Source organism: Halalkalibacter suaedae (assembly GCF_017939705.1).
GTDB classification, from domain to species: Bacteria; Bacillota; Bacilli; order Bacillales; family Bacillaceae_D; genus Halalkalibacter; species Halalkalibacter suaedae.
This window is the reverse complement of record NZ_JAGKSQ010000002.1, coordinates 196449-220036: the sequence shown is the minus strand read 5'-3', so window position 1 is coordinate 220036 and position 23588 is coordinate 196449. Positions and strand designations below refer to the sequence as shown.

Here is a 23588-nt window from a genome sequence, read left to right as displayed (position 1 = left end):
TTTAGGGGAACGTGTCTTCGTCTCTAAAATTAAGGTAGAAACTAGAAAGATGTGGTAGACTACGTACTGAGACTAAAAAAAGGAGTTCTCTATGTATCCTAAATCTTATCTAGATTATTTAATTTACTTTCATGTTCAACGTGATTATTTTGAATGCCACGAAGTTTTAGAGGAATATTGGAAAGATCAACCCCGTCATGCTAGAAAAAGGCATTGGGTCGGCCTCATTCAAATTGCAGTGGGGTTATACCATCATCGAAGAGGTAACATTCAAGGTGCCAAACGGATGTACCAAAAAGCTTCAATGATCATTGAGAGGTATTCTATTGAAATAACTACGCTCGGGCTCAATGTTCAGATCCTTATACAGCAATTAAAGACACTTCAACAAATAAATCAATTTTATGATGATATTCGCTTACCAATGAATGATGAGCTAGTACAAGAATGTAAAAGGCGTTGCAGGCAATTAGGGCTAGAGTGGGACGATTCCGTCAAAAAAGTACCTGATGAGATCTTGCATAAACATATAAAAAGAGATCGCACTGAAGTCATCCAGGAGCGGTTTAATCAAATTCTTATTCGCAAGCAACAAAAAGAAGAGAAGAGCGATTAATCGCTCTTCTCTTCTTCAGCTTCTCCACATGCAAGTAAAAAGTTTTCTGTAGCTTTCGTCGGTTTCAATTCACAAGGTAAGGTTAGCTTCAGTTGATCAAGCATTTTCTTGCCAATACCCTCTTTTCTAAAAGAAGGATTAACACAAACATGTTGTAGTTTTGCTTCGCCTGCTTCAATGTTTACACCAATGACACCAACAAAGTCTACTTCTTTCCATAGATAGAGCTTCCAATCTGGGTCTGTTTCATACCGTGCGATTGTTTCCTGTAAGACTGTTAAATCCTTTTCTTTCGGCATCAACGATAATAAGCCCATCGCAATCTTCTGATTACTATTCTTATATGGTATTAGCATGATAACCTCTCACATCCTAAACTTCTAAAAAAAGAAGTAATATCAATCACCTTATTTACCACTATTTTAACATAATTTAATTGAATCCTTCTTTTTTTGTCATTTTTACTTTATTACATCTTAATTACATATTATGCAGATTCTTATTTGAATTGTTCAAAGAAAAAAGTGATTACAAAGATCAATGATCTTCGTAATCACTTTTTCAGATAATGTCGAGCTTACTTTTCAAAACTACGCCCAAGATTGGCCATTTCGATAGCAGCTGTTGCAGCATCCCAACCTTTGTTACCTGCTTTTGTTCCAGCGCGTTCAACAGCCTGTTCAATCGTATCTGTTGTAAGTACTCCAAAAATCACTGGCTTACCAGAAGAAAGAGCAAGTGCACCAACACCCTTTGCTACCTCATTACAAACAAAATCAAAATGAGGAGTTGCCCCTCTAATTACTGTTCCTAGTGTAATGACAGCATCGTATTTACCTGTATCTAACATCTTCTTTGCAGCAAAAGGAATTTCAAATGCCCCCGGTACCCATGCCACATCAATATCAGCTTCGTTCATGCCATGGCGTTTTAGAGCGTCTTCCGCTCCACCTAGAAGCTTACTCGTAATAAATTCATTAAATCGTCCTACCACTATACCTACCTTTAACCCAGTTGCTACTAAATGTCCTTCGAATACCTGTCCCATACTATAATTCCTCCTTAGATTCTCTCTTATTACTCACCTTTAAAGTGAAGCATATGACCAAGCTTTGCAGATTTTGTTTTTAAGTATTTTTCATTATCATCGTTATGCGGTAATTGTAAAGGCACACGTTCAACAATCTCAAGATCATAACCTGATAATCCAGTAATCTTACGAGGATTATTTGTTAGGAGTCGCATTTTTTGAACGCCAAGATCACGTAAAATTTGTGCACCAATGCCATAATCTCTTAAATCAGCAGCAAACCCTAATTTTTCATTTGCCTCTACTGTATCATAGCCTTCTTCTTGCAATTTATAAGCTTTTAGCTTATTCATCAGCCCGATCCCACGGCCTTCTTGACGCATATAAAGTAAAATTCCATTTCCTTCTTTTTCGATCTGGGCAAGTGCTGCATGGAGTTGCGGACCACAATCACAGCGGTGAGAACCGAACACATCACCTGTTAAGCATTCAGAGTGAACACGAACAAGAGTAGGTTCACCTTCAACAACATCCCCTTTCATTAAAGCAACACTTTCTTTCCCTTCCAAAATATCTGTATAACCAATTGCCTTGAAGTCGCCAAAATCAGTCGGGAGCTTGATCTCAATTTCCTTTTTAACTAATTTATCCTTACGAGTACGATAACGAATTAGGTCTTTAATCGTGATCATCTTAAGATTATGTTCATCAGCAATCTTTCTAAGTTCTGGCACTCGAGCCATAGTTCCATCCGCATTCATAATCTCACAAATGACACCTGATGGTTTCGAGCCTGCTAACCGAGCTAGGTCAACAGCAGCCTCAGTGTGACCAGCACGACGAAGCACTCCACCTTTTTTTGCAACAAGCGGGAAAATATGTCCTGGTCTTTTGAAATGCTGTTTTTGAGCCTTCTCATCAACTAATGCCCGAACTGTTGTTGCACGCTCTTGCGCTGAAATTCCTGTTGTTGATGTATGATGGTCAACACTAACCGTAAATGCTGTCCCATGCGAATCAGTATTATAATCAACCATCGCCATTAGATCAAGTTCAATTGCACGCTCTTCAGTAATCGGGACACACACAAGTCCGCGACCATGCGTAACCATGAAATTAATTACCTCTGGTGTTGTTAGTTCCGAAACCGCAATAAAATCTCCTTCGTTTTCACGATCCTCATCATCACATACGATGACGACCTTCCCTTCCATTAACTCCTTAATTGCATCTTCTATTGGATCAAATATACCTTTTTGATCTTTCTCCATCTCTTCACCACCTAATCAATTTATTTATAGCCATGCTCCTCAAGAAAGCTTGCAGATAAGGATGCATTCTTATTTTCCTTTGAATCAAAACGACGTGAAATAAATTGTTCAATATATTTCCCAACCATATCACATTCAATGTTAACGATATCTCCTGTGCCCTTAGAACCAATAATGGTTTCAGTTAACGTATGAGGAATGATCGAAATGGTAAAACTTTCTTCATCCACAGCAAAGATTGTTAAACTTGTGCCATCAACAGAAACAGATCCTTTTTCAATCATGTAATGACGCAGAGAGGGTTCGACACCAATTCGATAATAGACGGCATTGTGCTCCGGCTTTTTTGATAAGATTCTTCCGATCCCATCAACATGCCCTGAAACAAAATGACCGCCAAATCTCCCTTTCGCCCCCATCGCACGCTCTAAATTCACGTGCGAACCTCGGCCAAGTCCTTTAAGACTCGTTGCATATACTGTCTCAGGCATAATATCTACGGAGAAAGCAGTAGATGTAAACCCAGTAACCGTTAAACATACACCGTTCACCGAAATACTATCACCTAAATGGACGTCAGTTAGAATCGTTTTTGCATTAATTTTCATAACCATTGCGTCACCTGTTTGCCGAACGTCTTCGATCGTTCCAATCTCTTCAATAATACCTGTAAACATCTACTTCCCCTCCTTTGGATACGATACAATTTTTATATCTTTACCAATTGTTGCGACACTTACTATCTCAAGCTCTAGAGCATCCTCCACCTTACGCACTCCTTCTCCACCAAAAGCAGTAGGAGCAGCCTGACCACCGAACAGCTTTGGAGCAATATAGGTGATCACTTGGTTTACAGCTTTTTCTTTCAAGAAACTACCACTAATTTGAGCTCCACCTTCTACGAAAACAGACATAATTCCTCGTTTTCCTAGCTCTTTTAAAACAGATTGAATCGAGAAATTAGCTAAAGTGATAATGACCATCCCTAATTCTTCTAGCTCCAACTTTTTTTCATTAGATCCTTGCTCTGTCGTAAAGATCCAGGTCGGTGCTTCTTTATCTTGGACAAGCTTAGACGTAATAGGAATACGAAGTGATCTGTCCAGCAAGACTCGTACTGGATTGATTCCACCTTGAGGTAGCCTTGTTGTTAACGATGGGTTATCTGCTAACACGGTTCCAATACCTACTAGAATGGCATCATGGGAGTGTCTATATGTATGAGCATCTAGACGAGCTTCCTCTCCAGTAATCCATTTGCTTTGTCCTGATGTAGTTGCTATTTTTCCATCTAGTGTTGTAGCTGACTTCAATGTTACAAAAGGGGTCTCGTTCTTTATGAAATGGAAAAAGGCTTCATTTAATTGATCAGATTCCTTTTTACACACACCGGTAACTACTTCAATACCAGCTTTTTTCAGCTTTTCAATGCCGCGACCTGAGACTGCAGGATTAGAATCTACTGTGGCAATGACAACTCGCTTCAGACCATGTTCAATGATTAAGTCAGCACAAGGTGGGGTTTTACCAAAATGACTACATGGTTCTAACGTCACATAAATCGTTCCACCCTTTGCTTTATCACCAGCCATTGTTAAGGCATGAACCTCTGCGTGACCTTCGCCCGCTTTTAGGTGGGCACCCATACCAACAATTGCACCATTATTGACGACAACAGATCCGACCATTGGATTCGGCGAGGTTTGACCTCTAGTACTTTCAGCAAGCTTCAAGGCAAGTGACATATACTCAATATCATTCATTGTTATCCGCTCCAATCAAAAAGAAAAAGGCCCCAAGCATTACGCAAGGGCCTTTGATATGTAGAGATCACGAAATAAACGTCTATTAGACGTTAAACAGCTAACAAAACGGCAGACTACTCCCTTTTATTCAAGGGGATTTTTTAAAAAGATCCACCTTTACTGTCTTTCTTTCCTTCTCCCATCCAGACTTTCACTGTCGGTCCTGGAGTTGCACCAGGTCAGCCTCCCCTATTACTAGAAGAGGGTCACGGACTTTGAAGTCATTATAACCTCATCACCGCCGGTCGGGATTTCCACCCGGCCCCGAAGGATATTTAATTGTTGGGACATTTTCACAAAGACTTGTTAAAAATTGCCCCTTAATTAATCGAATCTTATCACTTAAATTTCATTTAATCAAGAAAATTAACTCGGTGTCCATATGATTTAACTAGTATTTTGCAAAAATCAATAGCTAAAGATCTTCATTTTTTGTTAAAGAGGCTTTTCTATTAATCTTCTCATATATTCGACTTCTACAATTAATCCAGGTAAAAACCTTTGAAATAATAGTACCAATCCCATAATTCCTGAAATCTCAGCGGGTGAATAGATTGTTGAAAGCTGATCTGTGTTTAATGTTACTGGATACGGCATATTCTCATGTGCTAATGTAATACTCTGTTTCAATAATCTTCCTGACATAACCGTGTATTCATCTGTATCAAGATATGGTTTTAAATAACTCCATGATAGTGTCAAAAAATCCGGGAAATTAGCTAGAGCTCTATAGTCACTAGCCACATCAAATGATTGATGATGCTTTGCTATGTCTTGCAATAGCTGTTGAACATAGCAAGAGGCATGGGGAATATGGATGAGGTTAATTTGAGGAAGCATATCAAGAACCCCAGGTTTAATGGTTCCATGATCTTTCATACCTGATACAATAGGACGGTTTCCTAAGCTTTCTGACCAGGCACTAGCAATAAGTAATAACTTCGGATTAACATACTGAAACGTTTTAATAATATTTTTAATTTGATTAAGGGTATTTTCATCATAGAATTCCCTAAATTGATTATATGCATTTGCTGCTGTAAGGTCAGGAAACCTTAATTGTGTTGCCGCTGACTCACTATTAATTGATAGCATATTTGCTCTAACCTGTTCCCAACCAATCATTAGAAAATCTGGATAGTTAGCAAGGGCCCGAAAAATAAAATTAACGATCGGCACTTTTAACACATACTTAATGTCACGGTAAAGATCTCGCACTACACCTTCTGCTTCATATTCAAAAATCTCAGGAATTCCGTATTGCATCCTATTCCCACCTTTTACACGACTATGAACACCTAGCTAATTAATTATGAATATTCAACCCAAAATATACTCAATTACTAAATAAATTAATCAGTGTTTCATCAGAACAAATGTGATCGTAATATTTCTTTCCTATTTAGCCAATAGTAGAAATAAATAAAGTACTTTAGAAAGGTTGATATTAACATGGAATTGTCAGATCTATTTATTAGATTGGCACTAACATTTGGAGTCTTATTTATCCTAGCCAGAACAATGAGTAGAAAAGAAATCAGTCAGATGACTTTTTTTAATTTTGTTTCAGCTATTGCTATTGGTTCAATTGCCGCTAATTTAGCAATAAGTTCAAATTTAAGTATCCGAAATGGAGTTATTGCCTTAGTTGTTTGGGCCATTTTCACACTAGCAATGGGGTATATTGATATTAAATTTAAGAAAGTACGGAAACTAACTACAGGTGAACCAATTATCCTTATTAAAGAAGGAAAAGTTATGGAAGATGCTCTTCGCTCTACTCGTCTAGATATTGACTCATTAAATTCATTACTTCGACAAAATAATGCTTTTTCGATTCAAGATGTAGATTATGCCTTCTTCGAAACGAGTGGAAAGCTTTCAGTTATGAAAAAACAAGAAAAACAACCAGTAACAAAAGAAGATTTAAGTATTCTCAAAACGATTTCTACCTTTCCAACTTCAGCAGAAGTCATTTCCGATGGAGTTATTAATACGAACAATCTTACTAGGTTAAATCTTAATGAGGATTGGCTCAAGCAACAACTTGACCTTGCTGGGGTAAAAACGATATCTGAAGTGTTCTATGCTGAAGTTCAAAAGGATGGAACTCTTTATATTGATAATAAAGATGATAATATGATGCATTAACTTAAAACCGCATTTAATAAAAAGTTAATAAAAAGGAGGCAAACAACGGATTCCCAATGTTTGCCCCTACTTATTCCTTTATTTAGCTAATCTAATCACATTCCAAGATAGCTTTGATAGCTCTGCTGTTAGAGCACCTTGATCTGCCTTGGCTGTTCCATTAGAATGTGGAACAACATTATCACGCTTCACTTGATTCGTTGCTTTGACATCCGCATTCTCAAGAACAATATGCTCAACGACTTGATAGCCTTCATAGCTACGGAAATCACATTCAAGTAATAATGATTCACTTTGATGGCGATTCACCGCAAATATTGTTAATGCTTCACTTTCTTCATCGTGGACCACAACTGTATCTAAATACGGAACATCTGTAAAGTCTTTACTGTCATACTTAGGTGATGAAACGACAGCATGGATTGCTTCACCGCGCCCAAAGACAGATGCATGCATGTACGGATAGAATATTGATTGCTTCCAAGCTTCTCCACCCTTTTCTGTCATAATTGGAGCTATAACATTAACAAGTTGAGCCAAGCAAGCAATCTTAACTCTGTCCGCACGCTTTAGCATCGAAATTAACATGCTACCAACAAGCAAGGCATCTTCAAATGTATAAATATCCTCAAGCTGTGGAGGTGCAATTGACCAAGGTTCAATCTTCTTATCAGCCTCATTAGAATGGAACCATACATTCCACTCATCAAATGATAGATTTATGGTTTTCTTGCTACGCTTCTTTGCTTTAATATAATCAGCAGTTGAGATGACAGAGTAAATGAATTGATCCATATCAAGCGATTGAGCTAGGTAATTCCCTAAATCATTATCGCGGTTTCCATAATACGTATGCAAGGAAATATAGTCAACATGATCATATGTATGATCAAGCACCGTTGCTTCCCATTCGGCAAATGTTGGCATATGTCGATTTGAACTACCGCATGCAACTAGTTCAATCGAAGAATCGACCCACTTCATCGCTTTCGCCGTTTCCGCAGCCAGACGACCGTATTCAGTAGCTGTTTTATGACCAATTTGCCATGGACCATCCATCTCGTTTCCTAAGCACCAAGTCTTAATATTATGTGGATCCTTATATCCGTGCGAAATTCGTAGATCACTCCAATAAGAGCCTGAAGTATGGTTACAATACTCAACTAAATTTCTGGCAGCATCAATTCCTCTTGTCCCTAAATTGACAGCCATATTTACTTCTGCATTGATTTTCTTAGCCCAGTCCATAAATTCATTAGTCCCAATTTGGTTAGTCTCTGTTGTTCTCCAGGCAAGATCCAAACGTCTTGGTCGATCAGCAACTGGACCAACGCCATCCTCCCAGTTATAGCCAGAGAGAAAATTCCCTCCAGGATACCTTACTAATGGAACCTTCAACTCCTTGACAAGCTCAATTACATCTTGACGAAATCCTTGGGCATCCGCAGTTGGATGGTCGGGTTCATAGATCCCTTCATACACCGCTCTCCCTAAATGTTCAATAAACGAACCATATATACGATCATCAATTTTCCCTATTTTATATTCTTTATCAACAGTCATTTTAGCCTTCAATGTCATAATTACTCTTCCTCTCCTCCGTGTACGTGCACGTTTTTTAGAATAGTCGATGAACTATGAACTCACCTGTAATCTTTTTACGTTATTCCCACCTCTTATTCTTGATTCTAATAACTAGAATCACATCTTTTCTAAAACGCTTTCATTTCATTGAAAAAGTAAAAAGAGAATAGGTTAAATATATATTATCCTCTTTCCGTGTACGTACACAATAGCATTTATAAAATAATCCGTCAATCCTTATTGCAAGTTCAGATAGATTCCCCTTCAATCATTTTATAATCTAATAATGGTATATGAAGGAAGCTTCCTTGTTCAATCCTTTGTATCATACTAGTTATCGCCATTTCTCCTATTTCTTCTATCGGGTACTGAACCGTTGTTAGTCTTGGTGAGATGTATTTAAGCATGTCTATATCATCAAATCCAAATACCCCAACATCCTTTGGAATATGAAGTCCAATTGATTTTAAATAGTTCATCACTTCTAGAGCATATAGATCACAGGAGCAAACAATTGCAGTCTGATCAGTTGTCTTTAGCTCCATCAAAGATAATATATCAATATAATTCTTATCCTTTATAATTTCCGGAGCGATTGTAATATTGCCTGCCGTTAATCCTTCTAGAAATCCCTTTAATCTTTCTTCTTGGGTATATATATTGGATTTGCCTTGAAACGCTAATGGCGGACTTATATAAATAAATCGTTTGTACTTCTTTTTCACCATATGTTCAACTGCATTCTTCATTGCTTCGCGTTCTTTTATACCAATGTATTCAAAATGATCAGACACGTAATTAAATATAGTGATGATTGGAGTTTTAAATTGTCTTAAGTACTGGCTGAACGCTTCACCTTGATTCACTGAAAATAAAATAATACCATCTACTTTTCTATTGATTAAGTACTCAATGCACTTCTTTTCACTTTCAGGATTTTTATCAGTAAGTGTAATATAGACAAAGTATCCTCGTTTTCTTGCATTTGCTTCAATCGCATTCATTAATTGAGCAAATGAACGGTTATAAAGATCAAACAAGACAATCCCAATCGTCATCGTTCTTCCCATAACTAAGCTTCTAGCAGTGAAATCGGGCTGATAATTTAATTCTTTAGCTACTTCCACAATTTTCTTCTTTGTTTTTTCACTTATCCCAGGACGATTATTCAATGCACGGTCAACAGTACCTGAAGATACTCCACAAATACGCGCAATTTCTTTTATCGTAGCTTTCATAGTTCCTCCTTTCTTAAATGATCAATAATGTTGATTTTAACATACTAAATTTAATAGCAACTGGCAATATATTCGAGGTCACTACAAAAGGACCTTTCAGAGCGGTGGATCCACTCCAAAGGTCCTTTGATAAAAAAGTAGCAGCAACGAAGTCAACACTCACATCACTCATTTAGTAATATACCTGCTTATAAACTATAAATAATCACTGCTGAACCAACAACAAAACAATAAATCGCAAAATAAATTAGATTACCTCGTGCCATAATTCCCATAAACCATTTAAGTGAAAAATATGACGCAACTAATGAGCCAATAAATGCAATTATGTATGGTATTAACAACTCACTAACATTAGGTAAATTTATAAAATCAGAAAATCCTAAGATTGTACCACCAACACTAATGGGGATGTATAGAAGGAATGAAAATTTCAAAGCTGTTTCCTGCTTCATTCCAAGTCCCATTGCTGCGACGATTGTTGCACCTGAGCGACTAATTCCCGGAATAAGGGCAACCGCTTGAGCTAAACCAATAATAACAGCGTCTTTAGCTCTTAATTCTGCATCGTTTTTTCGCCCCTTTAAATTTCGAATTGTCCAAAGAGCAATTCCCGTTACAACTAAAGTGACTCCAATAACTGTCAATCCAGTTAAATAGTCTGAAATCACATCACCGAACAATACACCAATTACACCCGCTGGAATAGTAGCGAGTACTAGGTAGAGAACAAAACGAAAATCAGCTTGATCTTCCTTTTTCCTAGTTACAACATAACGCAGTGTTCCTTTTGTCAATTCAAGAACAGATTGACGATAAATAAGGAGTACAGCCAATAATGAAGCAAAATTAACAATTAATTCAAGCGATAACCCTTCGACATTAATCCCAATAAAATGTTGTAACAATACGAGATGACCACTTGAAGATATAGGTATTGGCTCAGTTAAACCTTGAAATAGACCTAACAACAAATATTTTAATAATAAATAAATCTCTTCCATCTGACTTATCTCCACCTATCCAATTTAATAATCTCTCTTACTACTATGTATAGCACTAATAAAAACATCCCTAACGACTAAGTTAGAGATGATTTGAGTAGCAAGAAACTAAGTTATTCGATTAGCTTCTCACTATGTACCCTAAACTATTTTTTAAATGTAGCATAGTCATTAGTAAATAGGTATAAAAAATTGTATAAAATCTTGTAAAGTAGCTTTAATTACCAATTCAAATGATAGTCCCTTTGAAATGTTTCTACAATAGTAGGATGTTCTTCAATATTAAATATGTCTAGAACCGTTCTGTTATTTTGAGCAACTGTAGCAATATACTCCGATCCTTCTGCTTCTATTAAATAGATTTTTCTAAGCTGAGGTGCGGATTCTGTTCCAACATAGTCAAATTTTACTTCTGATGCTTCTAGAGTAGCAGCAATGTTTGCCTCAAGATTACTCCTTTGCTGAATCGTTGCAAAAGTAATCATTGCAACAAAAAACAGAGCACAGAAAAGAAAGAAGATCGTAATATCTCTACCAAAGGTCGATTTAGTTGTTTTTGCCGTCTCCTTCGATAAATTCTTTTTCTTTTTCTTGGCCATAGAAATACCTCCTCAATAATGTATCTTTTTAGAAGGTATTCAACAACCTAGATCAACATGACTATTTGTCCAATTCACTCTGTTTCTTTTTCACCTTCCATAACCGATAGCTCTGGATAACTGCAAGAATAAAGAGAGTAATCGCAATAATGACCCAGATAGAAAATACTCTAAATTCTCTCAAATGGTCTGAAAAGAAAACAATGAAGAGGAAGAGTCCTAAACACATAATATATGTTAACAGATTAAAAATAAGTATTTTTCGATCGTTTATTTTCCTCATATACTACCCCTGATCACAAAAAATTCCCTCTGTTATCTTTACGGCTACCTTATCTTTTAATTGCAAGAATTCTAATTCGTTTATAGTCAGCTACCCATTGTCCGTTTTTGAACAAGGAAGGTTTCGTTTTTTCTTTTACTTTTTTGATCAATCGGTCCTTCTCATCTTGCTCAATTCCCACAAAAAAATGTCCAGCAAAGCTATTCAACCAATGATTTAACCCCATTGACTCCTCTTGTAATTCAGTTGGACGATCAAAATGAACGGCGTATTTAACTAAAAATCCTTCTTTTTCTAAAAGAGTGCTGTACTCACCGATACTTGGAAAAAACCAAGGGTTACGCTCATTTCCGTTTATCTTAGTTTCCTCATCTAACGTTTCGATAATCGCCTTGATGATCGTAGCAACATTCTGCTCACCGCCAAATTCAGCGACAAATCGTCCACCATGCCTAAGAGAAAGGGCAACTGATTGACATACAGCTCCAGCATCTTTCATCCAATGCAGAGCAGCATTAGAAAATACTGCATCAAACGGCTGATCTGAACGAAAAGTTTCAGCAAATTCTTGATAAAAGGACAGTTGAGGGTATTTCTGTCTTGCCTTACTAATCATCTCAAGAGATGAATCAATACCAATAACTTTTGCACCACTTTTCGCTATTTCATATGTTAGATCTCCCGTACCGCATCCTAAATCAAGTATCCTCTCCTCTGGCATAGGCTGCAATAAACCTAGAACTTCTTCCCCATAACTTGAAACAAACCCGAGCTTACTATCATACAATTCAGCATTCCAGTTCATCCTATCTCCTCCACTAGTGGGATTTTTGTTAGGGACAGAAATGGGGTGAAATAATAATTCCCTCAATAATGGACCTATCTTCTTTCAGCACACACTACCATCCTAACACATAATATCCAATATTTTCATATTTGTAGGTATTGTTTGTTTATAAAATCATAAAAAGATGCCCAAAGAGGTTGTAACCCTATGGACATCCTAGAATCCTTAAATCAGCCTTCTATTTTGATTGTATTACTCTTACCCTTTTGTCTTTTGAATAATCTTCTTAAACCGATTGCGAGATCCTCAAATAAGTAATAGACTGCCGGAATAAGAATTAACGTAATGAATGTTGCAAAGATTAATCCTGAGATAACGACAATGGCTAATGGGGCTTGATAGTTGCTTGCTACACCTGTTGCTATTGCAAGCGGAAGCATCCCACCAACTGTTGTTAAGGTCGTCATAAAAATTGGTCTCATTCTCGTTTTACCTGCGTCAATAATTGCATCTGAAATAGAATATCCCTCTAATCTTAATTGCTTAGTTCGATCTAGCAAAAGAATCGCATTGTTTAAGACAATTCCTATTAGCATAACAATACCCATTGCAGACATAATACTTAGCTCCATTTGCGTTAGAAACAATCCAATAATGACCCCAGTAACAGTCATCGGAATAATCGACATCACAATAAATGGATGAACCAGACTGTTAAACTGGACAGCCATGACAACATAAACAAGAAACAGTGCAATTCCTAAAATCATCATCATTTCCTGCATCGCATCTTGTTGTGCTTCAAGATCACCGCCCATTGAGATTGTATATCCACTTGGCACATCAAAATCATTTAGTACTTCTTCAATTTCACGATTAGCTGTTCCTAAATCAATTTTTTCTAAATCGGCCATAACCGTCACATATCGTTCCCCATCGTTATGATCAATTTGGGTAGGTGCCTCAATCATTTCAAATGAAATATACTCAGAAAGTTCTTTTTCTTCACCGTTCTGTGTAAGAATCTTATTTGCTAAGACGTCTTCTTTCTTTGCTGATTCTTTGTCAGTCACAGCAACAACATTCTTTGTTACTAAGTCATCCCCTGTAATTTCAGTCACTTGCGTTTTCATGAATAAATGTTCTATTGAACTTAAAATCTGCACTGTAGTCAAACCGTCATCATCAATGTTCTGTTCGTTTAAGATAATTCTTTCCTCTTTTAATTTCTTCTCAATTGAGGTTGAAAAACCTACAAGACCGTCAACCTTTTCTAATTCAGTAATCATGCTTTCTGAAAGCTCAGTTAGCTTATCAAGTTGTTCTCCTTGAATGACAATTGATACAGGTGAACCAGCACCACCAGACATCGCTGAGTTCACACTAGTAATTGGATAAGCACTTTCTAGTTCTCTTAAAGAAGAAAGAATCTGTTCGTTAACCTCTTTTTGGTCCATTGTTGCATCTTCTGCAGACGTCATGTTAACAATCGCATAAATCGAGCTAACATCATCCATAATAATTGTATTCTTAATATCAGTTATCGTAGCCAACTGTTCATTCATCTGCATGGCAATTTCTTCACGTTCTTTTGGGGTTACACCGCTTTCTAGAACGACTGCCACTTCAGAGTACCGATTGAACACATCCGGCATAACTGTCATCGGCACCCTTGTAATGAGAGCAAGCGACCCTATGAAAATAACAAAAAATAAAAGGATAATACTATAACGAGCTCGCTTCTTCCTTAACATCCATTGAAGAAATTGAACATACTTTGTTAGTACCTTCCCTTCCTTCTGAACTTTGTTTTTTTTGCGAACCTTTAAAAAGCTCTCTGCAAGAGTAGGAATTAGTGTAAAGGAAACAACAACTGAACTTACAAGCGTAATAATAATCACTACAGATAGTACAATCATAAATTGACCCACTTCACCGCCAAGCAAACCTATTGGCAAAAAGACGACAATTGTTGTTAACATTGAAGCAAGAACAGCAGAAGCCACCTCCCTGACTCCAGTTGTTACTGCTTTACGGTTTGGCATTCCATTTTCTTTCTTACTATAGATTGATTCAAGTATGACAATTGATGCATCAACCATCATCCCTATCCCAAGTCCCAGTCCTATAAGACTGAGCATATTGAAGCTATAATCAAAGTACCACATCGCAGTAAAGGTCAGCAGGATTGAAATCGGGATCGCTAAACCAACAATAATTGTCGCTCTAATATTTCGTAAAAATAGTAAGAGAATGATTATCGCTAGAATGCCTCCCAATAAGACATTTTGTGTTACACCATCGATTGAATCACTAACATAATCAGCTTGTGCGACTATTTCATTCAACTCAAAGTTAGAAACAAGTCCTTCTTTCTTGATAAGTGCAATCTCAGAACGCACTGCTTCAGCCATTTGTACTTGAGTATGATCCGATACTCGAGCTACTTGAACTAGAATAAAATCCCTGCTGCCATTTTTCCATACTCCAGACGAATTTTCGGTTACCTGCTCTGTCACACTAGCAAGCTCACTTATTTGCTTAACACCATCCATTGTTGGAACTCTCATTGCATTTATATCTTCTACATTATGTATCGAGGTATTCCATCGTATCGTCGGTTCATCTTCCTCATCCGAAAGTGTTCCTAGAGCAAGATCAGAATTAGCGTTTTGTATTGCACTAATAACTTGACTTGGCTCAACTGCAAACTCATTAAGTTTATCCATTTTTAGTTCAATCAAGATTTCTCGCTCTTCCATCCCCACTAATAAGACATCGCTAACTTCTGGTAATGATTCCAAGCGAGGTTCAAGCACATCCCTAGCAAATTCAGTCATTTCATCGTTATTCCCTTGTGATATATCTAAATAAAATTCATATGTACCATTCATTGAAAATGGAGTAACAATTATATCATCAACACCTGTAAGTTGAGGTTTTAATCCATTTAAAGCTAGTTCAACCTCTTTTGTAATTTCTTCTCCAAGTCCTTCTTCCATTTCAATTGTTATCGAACTTGTTCCAACCGAGGTTGAAGATTGAAACGATTTGACACCATCAATTGATTGGAGCACTTGCTCAATTGGCTCTGTAACGAGTTGTTCTACATCAAGTGTCGTCATATCACCTGCATCAATATACACTGAAGCCCCGTCAAACGTGATTGGCGGCATCAACTCTTGGTCCAATTGTGTCGTTGCATATAAACCGATAAAAAAGATCAGCACCATTGATAGACCAACTAATAATTTTCTTTTCAATAAAAAATGTACAATACCCATTTTCATCCTCCACTCATTTTCCTATACTCTTTTTTTACAATATCTGTATTTGAAATATTTTACAATAGATGGAATTAAAAGATTTTATATAAATTTTGTAAAAATTAAAAAGGATGTCTCACTAGGTAATTTTTTTACCTTAAGACATCCTTTTGCTATTCACTTCTTTTTTTGTTATGAACAATGATCCAAACTGTAGTTTCGGTTTGGATTCCTTTCAACTCGTTGCCTAAACTTTTTTTGCTAAAATGACCCTAGCCTGAACAAACACGATTACGTCCCTGTTCCTTGGCTTTATAAAGTGCTAGATCCGCTATTCGATATAATTGATTAATGTCTTTTGTCGTATCGGGGTAAGATGCGACTCCAATTGAGACTGTGATAGTTATTTTTTGCTTACCTTCATTGATTAAGAATGAATGATTCTCGACAGTACTCTTAATTCTTTCTGCGATTCCAATGGCTATATGATGTGAACAATTGTTTAGAATTACAGTAAATTCTTCTCCACCGTTCCTAGACACGATATCAAATGGTCTTGATACATTAACTAAGATATCGCCGATCTGTTTTAAAATGACATCCCCTTCAGGATGACCATACGTATCATTTACTTTCTTAAAAAAGTCGATATCGATTACTAACAAAGAAAGTTCTTCCTGGTTTTGATTAACTCTCTTAGTAGCGTCATTAATCGCGTCATCAAAACTTCTTACATTATTAAGACCTGTTAAAGGATCCATTCGAGATCCTCTTTCATACTCTTTAAATAATTGAGTTGTGCGTCGCAGGTATTCTGTCATATAAACTGCAAATCCTCCACCAATTAATGAAACAATCCAGTAGACAATATTAACATAAATAAACATACTCATCGTATCAATTAGATAATAAGTGAGCAGCGTAAAAATGATATTTGAAACGATAATCGATAAAAAGGTAGGCTTCCAAATCTTTTGATATGATCGAAACACATATAAGTAACATACAATAGATAAAATCATAAGTACGACTGCAAGCATTGCTGACATCGTTACCCCCATGATAAATCTAGCGAGTAAAATAAGCGTCCCAGCGATTATCGTAGGAAGCCAGCCACCATAAATGGCTACAAGCATGACAGGAATCTGTCTTAGATCCACAAGGGTTTCTGTATCTACTTTTATACTAAATTGCATTAAAAGAATACCTAATGCACCACTAAGAAGTCCGACAAAAATCTTTCTTCTTACCGACGAGTTTCTTGTAAATAATGAATCCTGTTTAAATTGATAGTACAGAAATAAAAAAGCAGTTAAAATCATTACATTTATAAATAATTCTCTTACCACTATGAACTCTCCCTACAACAAAACTTCTTACTGCGACTCAATTAATAATATGGGATTCATATATAAAACTCAATAGAAATTATTTTAATCTTTCATCACCTTACACATCTTTTAAAAATAAAAAACTCAAGAGGTTTCCACCTACCTGAGTTTCGTTCTTAGATTTCAATATCAACACCAATACTATCTACTCTACCAATTTCTTTTATGTAAGTAGCAACAGCTTGGTGTTGCTCGTTTGCAACATACGCATCAAGAGCGGCGATGTTTTCGAATCGAACAGACAAAACAACCTGATACTCTTTACTCTTCTCTTGCATGTTTAAACCAGCTTGCAAGTCAACAATTCCTGTAAGATTGTCTTTTAATGCTTTAAAACGTTTAATAACCTCGTTTAACTGCTCGTCAGTAGTCCATTCAGCAAACTTAATTAATACAGTACGATCAATCATATAGCATCCTCTTTTCTCTGTTTTAAACTTAATACTAGCCTATTCTATCGAAACTTAACAGAACGTGCAACAATGTGTATTTCTTCTAATCGTTTTTCATATTTAAATGGAATATAAATCTTAAATTGTCACAATATCCCATTCGATTCGTAGAATAAAAATAAGAGCCAATAAACAATGAAAGAAGGTGAACGATATGGCAAAATACAGAAGAAAGCCAATTGTTGTTGACGCTGTTAGAATCACTAGAACAATAACAATTGAAACAACAGAAGGTAGTATTACAGGTCATCCGGGTGACTATCTCATTACTGATGTGAGTGGGGAACAATACCCCTGTGAATCAACATTGTTTAATGAAACATATGCGCCACTTAAAACCGGGTTGGGTTTCAATTCACTAATTAAGAAAACGTTTAATAAATTTAAACAAACAACAAAGCAAATCTTTCTAGAAAAATAATCAAGGTTCAAGCATGGTTAAATCGTTTCATTTTGAATAGAGAACTACGATTGATACAATGAGAAGATGAAAATAGTTTGATTAGAAAGAAGATGAAATGATGTTATCAAAAGAAGGAAAAGATATTCGATTATCCGTGCTTGATCTTGCTCCTGTTGTTTCAGGTTCCACAGCGGCAACCACCTTTGCAAATACCGTCGAGCTCGCCCGTCACACTGAAAAACTTGGCTATAGACGTTATTGGTTAGCTGAACACCATAATATGCCTGGAATCGCGAGTGCCGCTACATCTATCTTGATCGGACATGTTGCTGCCGCAACGTCTAGCATTCGTGTCGGTTCAGGAGGAATTATGCTCCCTAATCACTCTCCCTTGGTCATCGCTGAGCAATTCGGTACTCTTGAATCTTTGTTCCCCGGCCGAATTGATTTAGGCCTTGGACGAGCACCAGGTACAGATCAAATGACAGCACAAGCTTTAAGAAGAGGAGGTCGCGGAGACGGACAAGACTTCCCTGAACTTCTAGCAGCATTACGGGCATATTTTAACCCTCCTCTGACAGAAGAATACAGGTCAGTGAGAGCCTTTCCTGGTGAAGGCTTAGACATACCGATTTGGCTTCTTGGATCAAGTGGGTTCAGTGCACGCCTTTCAGCAGAACTTGGGCTGCCATTTGCTTTTGCAAGTCACTTTTCACCGGAAAATACAATACCAGCATTAACTCTTTATCGTGATCAATTCACTCCATCAACGAGTTTGCAAAAGCCAAATGCAATGGTTGGACTGAATATAATCGCTGCAAATACGGATCAAGAAGCTGAATTATTAGCATCATCGATGAAACAAAGCTTTTTAAACTTAATACGAAACAAACCGACGATGCTTCAGCCACCCAATGAACATATCGAACAACAAATGAGTCAATATGAAAGAACCATACTTGAGAAGCAGCTGAGCATGTCGATTATTGGTGGCCCCGAAACGGTTAGAACAAAGCTACAATCGTTGATCGATCAAACACAGGCCGATGAATTGATGATTAATACGCAAATCTATGACCAGCAGGCTAGACTTCGCTCTTTTGAAATCGTTGCGGATGTTGGAATGTGAATGTAAAAAAAGTGATTCATTAGGTTGATACACCTAAGAATCACTTTTTCTTATTTCATCATTCCCCACTCATGTAATTCAAGCCTTCTAACCCCAGCTTGAATATAAGGATCAGCCTCTGCTAAAGCGGTCGCTTCCTCAATCGTTTCAGCTGAATAAATAACCATTCCTCCAGTCCCATCGACAAAGGGCCCCTTTGCAAAAATCTTCCCCTGCTTGCCTAACTGCTCTAAATAATCTAAATGCTGTTGTCGATATTGTTGATTTAATTCAGGCTTTTCCATATGTAAAATTGCAGCAAAATAAGACATTCGTTTCCTCTTTCCTTGGTTTGAAATTCAATATTAGATTTAGTTTAACAGGAAAAAGAAATGAAGGAAATAAGCACCTTCATTTCGGTTGTTTTTTTTGGCGATATTCTTCATTTTTCCAAGGAGGGTCCCCCATCTCATGTAACTTTCTGTTTACATAGTAGACAAGCAGTGGAATGACGACCGTTAATGTTGCACCTATCCAAATACCCCCTGGAGGAAAAAAGCCACTTAATTTAGCGATCACTATCCAAAACCCTCCCTATTAATCCTGTACAGGCTCTGATTTTATGATTACACCTGTATTACGAATTTCCACTTCGGCATTTACAGTAATTGAACTTTTGCCAAAATACCCTTTTCCTTCCTCCCAATCATCTTTGATTTTTTCCCATAACTTTGGTTCATTTTTAGAAAGGTATTGACCAAGTCCAATCGCGTCGGTTTTAAAATCACCATGCAACTTATGAATAGCATCCTCTGTTATTCGCACAACCTCTTCCTCAACCTTCTCTTGGACATTAGCTAGAACATCTATTCTATCCCAAGATAACGTTTCTAGCGATTCTGGAATATTCCCTTCTGATTTTATGTCAATCGTAAACTTTAAATTATCGATATTACTCGTATCGACAGTAATATCTCTTGTTGCTCCTTTAATTTCGTAACCGATAAGATTATCCTCAACCTGTACCTTTAACATTCCGGCCTCTAGCTCCCCTTTGACAAAATTAAGGCCCTCTGTCTCTTCCTCACCTAGCCAACCAATAAAGGCATTGTCTTTACCGTGGAAAACAGCACTCCCTGCTACCTTCACTTCTTTATCTGATCCAACAATGCGTTGAATCACATAGCTACTTCCAGCTAATAAATCATGATGAACATCCCCTATTTCAGTCGGAGCAACCATTCTCGCCGAGCGGTAATTGTTTTGACCAACTGACTGAATATACATAACTGGAAGTTTTTCAAGATCTGGTTTGATTTCAATAATCTTTCTGGCCTTTTCCTTTGCAATCATTAATTGTGTACTTCGTCTAAATTCCTGATAACGCAACAGAAAATCCATCACATTTGCAAAATGCTTTGATTGTGCAATCTCTTCTGAAATAATAACAACCTTCGTGTGACCTAAGTACGGCGAGCGACTTGTTCGAGTTGCCAATGAACGGTTGATTTCCATAATTGTGTCACCTTCTGTTGTCAGATTGAAGACAGGTTCACCACTCCCACCGCCTTGATTTGTCCCTCCACTAAGAGCAGCCGGATTTACAAATTGATATGTCGCTAAAAAACGAGCCTGTCCACGTGGTTTATTTGCTTCCTCCTGACTTGTATGCTGTTCCACTGATTCATTTTCTGGAAGATCAATCGCCACACCAATTACAAAACCACGGTCTTCAATTTCAATTCGATCCCAACAGCCAGTTAAGAAGAGAAGCATCCCAATCATAAATAAAAGAATTTTATTCATTTCCTTGGATCCTCCTAATCTTGGCAATGATCAAAATAAGTAGTGGAACAGTCATGCTCATGAAAAGACCACTATAACTCATCCATTCTCCCATTTTTTCCACTTGGACCATGTTCCTAGGGAAAAAAGCAATCATATAAATAATTGGCGAGAGGACGGAAATTAAAATAGTCCTCTTTATTTTAGGCAAAATTGATTTCAAGGCAATGACTGCAACATCAAAAGCCATTGCCGTTGTATTGAATAAAGTCATAATCCAAATCGTAAAAAAAATCGACTCAAATCGCTCAAAAAACTCACCGGGGATTTGCACCTCTTTAGCAAGTTCGATTGTCGGATTCCAGAGATTCTTCGTCGTCTCATTACCAAACACACCAACTACAGTCAAATAAATAACTAAATAGATGACAACCGTCAGGCCAATTCCCATCATCGAGCCTTTAACAACTTTTTTTGTCGTTTTTAAGAACGCAATGTAAAATAATAGAATTTCAAATCCTAATAAAGAAAAGGCTGAAACCTTAATTCCTTGTAGGTAATCAATCGCACTTGACGTATAGATCGGCTTTGCATTATCCAATTCAATAAACCCTACATTTAATACAGGAATTAATAAACTAATAAATAAGATAATCGGCAAAAACATCAGATTTAACCTTAGAATGACAAAGGTGGAGCCATAGACAGCGTATATAACAATTAACAAAAATAACAACGCAACAACTTCATTCGGCGTGCGATCAAACAAATACAATACAGTGATATCTCCTACCACTCTCGTTTCATATGCGGCATACCCAATAAAATGGCAAGCAAACAAAAAGGTGAGAGCTACTGCAATTGGCTTTGTAACAATCTTAGCTGCATAATCAACAAATGTGGTTTGAGGAAACTTTGTCGCAAGCTTAGCTACGACCCATACAAAAAAAGCAGCTATTACACCGGCAATTAGAATGGAGATCCATCCGTCTACTGCTTTCGTTTCTTCTGCTAGGGACCGAGGTAGCGTTAAAATACCTGCCCCTATAAGCATGGAAACAATTGCATACACAATCTCCTTATAACTAATTTCTTCTGGCTGTAAAGGACTCATTTACTTGACTCCCCTTTATCCATCCTTCTTGTATTTTGGGCATTAACCATCTTTGGTCTTTTTGTTAACATTGTTAATGGTGCCCTTAAGACCAAGTCCTTCCAATCACTATAAAGACTTGGTGCAAACGGTGTAGAATACGGCACACCAAAACTTTTTAAATTAGCAACATGGATATTAATAATGATATAAGCAATAATCAGTCCATAAAGACCAAAAGTTGCAGACATAACCATGATTGGAAAACGAATAATCCTTAATGATATTCCTAAATTGTAGGCAGGTAATGCAAACGACGATATTGCTGTAATCGCAACAACAATGACCATAATTGGACTAATGATTCCAGCCGAAACAGCTGCCTCCCCAATAACTAACCCGCCGACAATACCGATCGTTTGACCAATTGGTTTCGGTAACCGTAATCCAGCCTCGCGTAATAGCTCTAGCGTTATTTCCATCATGAACGCTTCAATAACTGCTGGAAAGGGCACACCTTCCCGGGTAGAGGCAATTGAAAAGGCTAGCTTTGATGGAATCAAACCAGGATGAAAGGATACAAGGGCGATGTATATAGCCGGTAGAAAGGTTGCTAGGAACGCAGCCCCATATCTAACAACCCGCAGTAAAGTCGCAATTTCCCATCTCTCATAATAATCTTCAGGTGACTGAATCGTCGTTGCCAATGTACTAGGTCCATATAATGCAAAAGGAGTGCCATCTAATAAAACAGCAACATAGCCTTGTAGTAATGACCCTGCAACTCGGTCCGGTCTTTCTGTATTTTGTAGCTGCGGGAAAGGGGATAGAAAGCTATCCTCAATCCATTGTTCAATATAGCCCGTCTCTAGAACCTCATCTATATCAATGCTTTCAATACGGTATTTAAATTCCTCAACGACTTTTGGGTCTGCGATTCCGCCGATGTAGCTAATGACAGCTTCTTTCTTTGAACGTCTACCAACGATAATAGAGTCAAAATGTAGATTGGGATCACGTATTTGTCTGCGAAGTTGCATCATATTCGTTCGAAGATTTTCTGTAAATCCATTTCGCGGTCCACGAACGACAGCCTCAGTTACTGGTTCAGAAATGGCACGGTTTTCCCATCCCTTCGAACCAATAATTAATGCTTCACTTGCATCTTCAACAAATAAAACTGTATCTCCGGAAAGGATAGCTTGGACAATTTCATCTAATTTTCCACTTGCAGTAACCGTCGTCACTGTTACTACCTGATTTTCTAATTCCGTAACAATCGATTTTGCTGAATCATAATCTTTTGTATCCATCATAAATAATTGAATATTTTTAAGAACCTTATCATAAATCAGATCCTTATCTACTAGGCCATCTATACACACAAGACCACACATATGATTATTTTGGCCGATCGTAAATTCCTTCATCTCTAAATCACTTGGAGCGTGCAGCGTTTCTTTAACTTTTGTCATATTATCTTGAACTTTCATTTCTATATGTACAGATTGTTCACTATCTGTTTCACTTAACTGATTTTCTTGGGCTGATTGAGTTCTCAACCTTTTCGTCGTTAGTAAATGCCTAAACAAAAGTGAGTCCTCCATCCTTTTAGATCATTTTTCTTATTCAGCAACATATCTTATTTTTAAACTGTCCAATTTTAGTCAATTTCATTAAAAAAAACGTTAAGAATCAAACCGATTCTTAACGTTCTTTTAA

Annotated in this window: 24 protein-coding genes and 1 riboswitch; of the genes, 4 read left to right on the top strand and 20 right to left on the bottom strand. The window is 37.2% G+C overall.

The annotated features are described in order from the left end of the window. Window positions 1-91: 91 nt before the first annotated feature. Window positions 92-616 (top strand): DUF309 domain-containing protein, encoded by a 525-nt coding sequence (locus J7W16_RS05165; protein ID WP_210596153.1) that lies wholly within the window; start codon window positions 92-94, stop codon window positions 614-616. On the opposite strand, the gene J7W16_RS05160 is transcribed toward J7W16_RS05165, so the two are convergent. From J7W16_RS05160 to J7W16_RS05135, 6 genes are all read right to left on the bottom strand, one after another. Beyond that, window positions 613-972: a GNAT family N-acetyltransferase gene (locus tag J7W16_RS05160; RefSeq protein WP_210596152.1), complete on the bottom strand. Its 360-nt coding sequence runs from the start codon at window positions 970-972 to the stop codon at window positions 613-615. The genes J7W16_RS05165 and J7W16_RS05160 overlap by 4 nt on opposite strands. 221 nt (window positions 973-1193) lie before the next feature. Continuing rightward, window positions 1194-1664, bottom strand: a complete 471-nt coding sequence (gene ribH, locus J7W16_RS05155) for a 6,7-dimethyl-8-ribityllumazine synthase (RefSeq protein ID WP_210596151.1) — start codon at window positions 1662-1664, stop codon at window positions 1194-1196. 29 nt (window positions 1665-1693) lie between these two features. Then, the gene (locus J7W16_RS05150) at window positions 1694-2917 is read right to left on the bottom strand and encodes a bifunctional 3,4-dihydroxy-2-butanone-4-phosphate synthase/GTP cyclohydrolase II (protein ID WP_246879860.1); all 1224 of its coding nucleotides are present in this window, start codon (window positions 2915-2917) and stop codon (window positions 1694-1696) included. A 20-nt stretch (window positions 2918-2937) separates the two neighbouring features. After that, complete coding sequence (ribE, locus tag J7W16_RS05145; RefSeq protein ID WP_210596150.1) at window positions 2938-3594, bottom strand: riboflavin synthase; 657 nt, start codon at window positions 3592-3594, stop codon at window positions 2938-2940. Next, complete coding sequence (ribD, locus tag J7W16_RS05140; protein WP_210596149.1) at window positions 3595-4680, bottom strand: bifunctional diaminohydroxyphosphoribosylaminopyrimidine deaminase/5-amino-6-(5-phosphoribosylamino)uracil reductase RibD; 1086 nt, start codon at window positions 4678-4680, stop codon at window positions 3595-3597. 169 nt (window positions 4681-4849) lie between these two features. Next, a riboswitch (FMN riboswitch) is annotated at window positions 4850-4998 on the bottom strand. A gap of 159 nt (window positions 4999-5157) precedes the next feature. Further along, window positions 5158-5988: a halocarboxylic acid dehydrogenase DehI family protein gene (locus J7W16_RS05135; protein ID WP_210596148.1), complete on the bottom strand. Its 831-nt coding sequence runs from the start codon at window positions 5986-5988 to the stop codon at window positions 5158-5160. Window positions 5989-6174: 186 nt separating this feature from the next. Between J7W16_RS05135 and J7W16_RS05130 the strand changes: the two genes are divergently transcribed. Further along, window positions 6175-6873 (top strand): DUF421 domain-containing protein, encoded by a 699-nt coding sequence (locus tag J7W16_RS05130; RefSeq protein ID WP_210596147.1) that lies wholly within the window; start codon window positions 6175-6177, stop codon window positions 6871-6873. 78 nt (window positions 6874-6951) lie between these two features. Here J7W16_RS05130 and arfA read toward each other — a convergent pair whose 3' ends face one another. The 9 genes from arfA to J7W16_RS05085 all read right to left on the bottom strand — a co-directional run bounded on the left by arfA (window position 6952) and on the right by J7W16_RS05085 (window position 17435). Continuing rightward, complete coding sequence (arfA, locus tag J7W16_RS05125; RefSeq protein WP_210596146.1) at window positions 6952-8454, bottom strand: arabinosylfuranosidase ArfA; 1503 nt, start codon at window positions 8452-8454, stop codon at window positions 6952-6954. Window positions 8455-8705: 251 nt separating this feature from the next. Next, a complete protein-coding gene (locus J7W16_RS05120; protein WP_210596145.1) occupies window positions 8706-9695 on the bottom strand; it encodes a LacI family DNA-binding transcriptional regulator in 990 nt (329 codons plus the stop codon). Between the two features lie 188 nt (window positions 9696-9883). After that, window positions 9884-10699: an undecaprenyl-diphosphate phosphatase gene (locus J7W16_RS05115; RefSeq protein ID WP_210596144.1), complete on the bottom strand. Its 816-nt coding sequence runs from the start codon at window positions 10697-10699 to the stop codon at window positions 9884-9886. 221 nt (window positions 10700-10920) lie between these two features. Continuing rightward, window positions 10921-11298 (bottom strand): hypothetical protein, encoded by a 378-nt coding sequence (locus tag J7W16_RS05110; protein ID WP_210596143.1) that lies wholly within the window; start codon window positions 11296-11298, stop codon window positions 10921-10923. Window positions 11299-11359: 61 nt separating this feature from the next. Beyond that, entirely contained in the window at window positions 11360-11581 is a 222-nt protein-coding gene (locus tag J7W16_RS05105; RefSeq protein WP_210596142.1) for a hypothetical protein, read from the bottom strand. A 49-nt stretch (window positions 11582-11630) separates the two neighbouring features. Then, window positions 11631-12386, bottom strand: a complete 756-nt coding sequence (locus J7W16_RS05100) for a class I SAM-dependent methyltransferase (protein ID WP_210596141.1) — start codon at window positions 12384-12386, stop codon at window positions 11631-11633. Between the two features lie 212 nt (window positions 12387-12598). Then, window positions 12599-15652: an efflux RND transporter permease subunit gene (locus J7W16_RS05095; protein ID WP_210596140.1), complete on the bottom strand. Its 3054-nt coding sequence runs from the start codon at window positions 15650-15652 to the stop codon at window positions 12599-12601. A gap of 254 nt (window positions 15653-15906) precedes the next feature. Further along, a complete protein-coding gene (locus J7W16_RS05090) occupies window positions 15907-16983 on the bottom strand; it encodes a GGDEF domain-containing protein (RefSeq protein ID WP_210596139.1) in 1077 nt (358 codons plus the stop codon). A 158-nt stretch (window positions 16984-17141) separates the two neighbouring features. Continuing rightward, window positions 17142-17435 (bottom strand): Dabb family protein, encoded by a 294-nt coding sequence (locus J7W16_RS05085; protein ID WP_210596138.1) that lies wholly within the window; start codon window positions 17433-17435, stop codon window positions 17142-17144. Window positions 17436-17631: 196 nt separating this feature from the next. Between J7W16_RS05085 and J7W16_RS05080 the strand changes: the two genes are divergently transcribed. Then, the gene (locus J7W16_RS05080) at window positions 17632-17898 is read left to right on the top strand and encodes a hypothetical protein (protein WP_210596137.1); all 267 of its coding nucleotides are present in this window, start codon (window positions 17632-17634) and stop codon (window positions 17896-17898) included. 97 nt (window positions 17899-17995) lie between these two features. Beyond that, window positions 17996-19009, top strand: coding sequence for an LLM class flavin-dependent oxidoreductase (locus tag J7W16_RS05075; protein ID WP_210596136.1), 1014 nt, complete (start codon window positions 17996-17998; stop codon window positions 19007-19009). 50 nt (window positions 19010-19059) lie between these two features. On the opposite strand, the gene J7W16_RS05070 is transcribed toward J7W16_RS05075, so the two are convergent. The 5 genes from J7W16_RS05070 to J7W16_RS05050 form a co-directional block, all read right to left on the bottom strand. Next, the gene (locus tag J7W16_RS05070) at window positions 19060-19320 is read right to left on the bottom strand and encodes a YciI family protein (protein ID WP_210596135.1); all 261 of its coding nucleotides are present in this window, start codon (window positions 19318-19320) and stop codon (window positions 19060-19062) included. Window positions 19321-19399: 79 nt separating this feature from the next. Then, window positions 19400-19567, bottom strand: a complete 168-nt coding sequence (locus J7W16_RS05065) for a hypothetical protein (RefSeq protein ID WP_210596673.1) — start codon at window positions 19565-19567, stop codon at window positions 19400-19402. 18 nt (window positions 19568-19585) lie between these two features. Next, window positions 19586-20794, bottom strand: coding sequence for a Ger(x)C family spore germination protein (locus J7W16_RS05060; protein ID WP_210596134.1), 1209 nt, complete (start codon window positions 20792-20794; stop codon window positions 19586-19588). Beyond that, entirely contained in the window at window positions 20787-21887 is a 1101-nt protein-coding gene (locus J7W16_RS05055; protein ID WP_210596133.1) for a GerAB/ArcD/ProY family transporter, read from the bottom strand. Before J7W16_RS05055 ends, J7W16_RS05060 begins: the two co-directional genes overlap by 8 nt. Beyond that, window positions 21884-23458 carry a spore germination protein gene (locus J7W16_RS05050; protein ID WP_246879859.1) on the bottom strand — a complete coding sequence of 525 codons (1575 nt, stop codon included), beginning with the start codon at window positions 23456-23458 and terminating at the stop codon, window positions 21884-21886. The genes J7W16_RS05055 and J7W16_RS05050 overlap by 4 nt, the downstream gene beginning before the upstream one ends. Window positions 23459-23588: the final 130 nt, after the last annotated feature.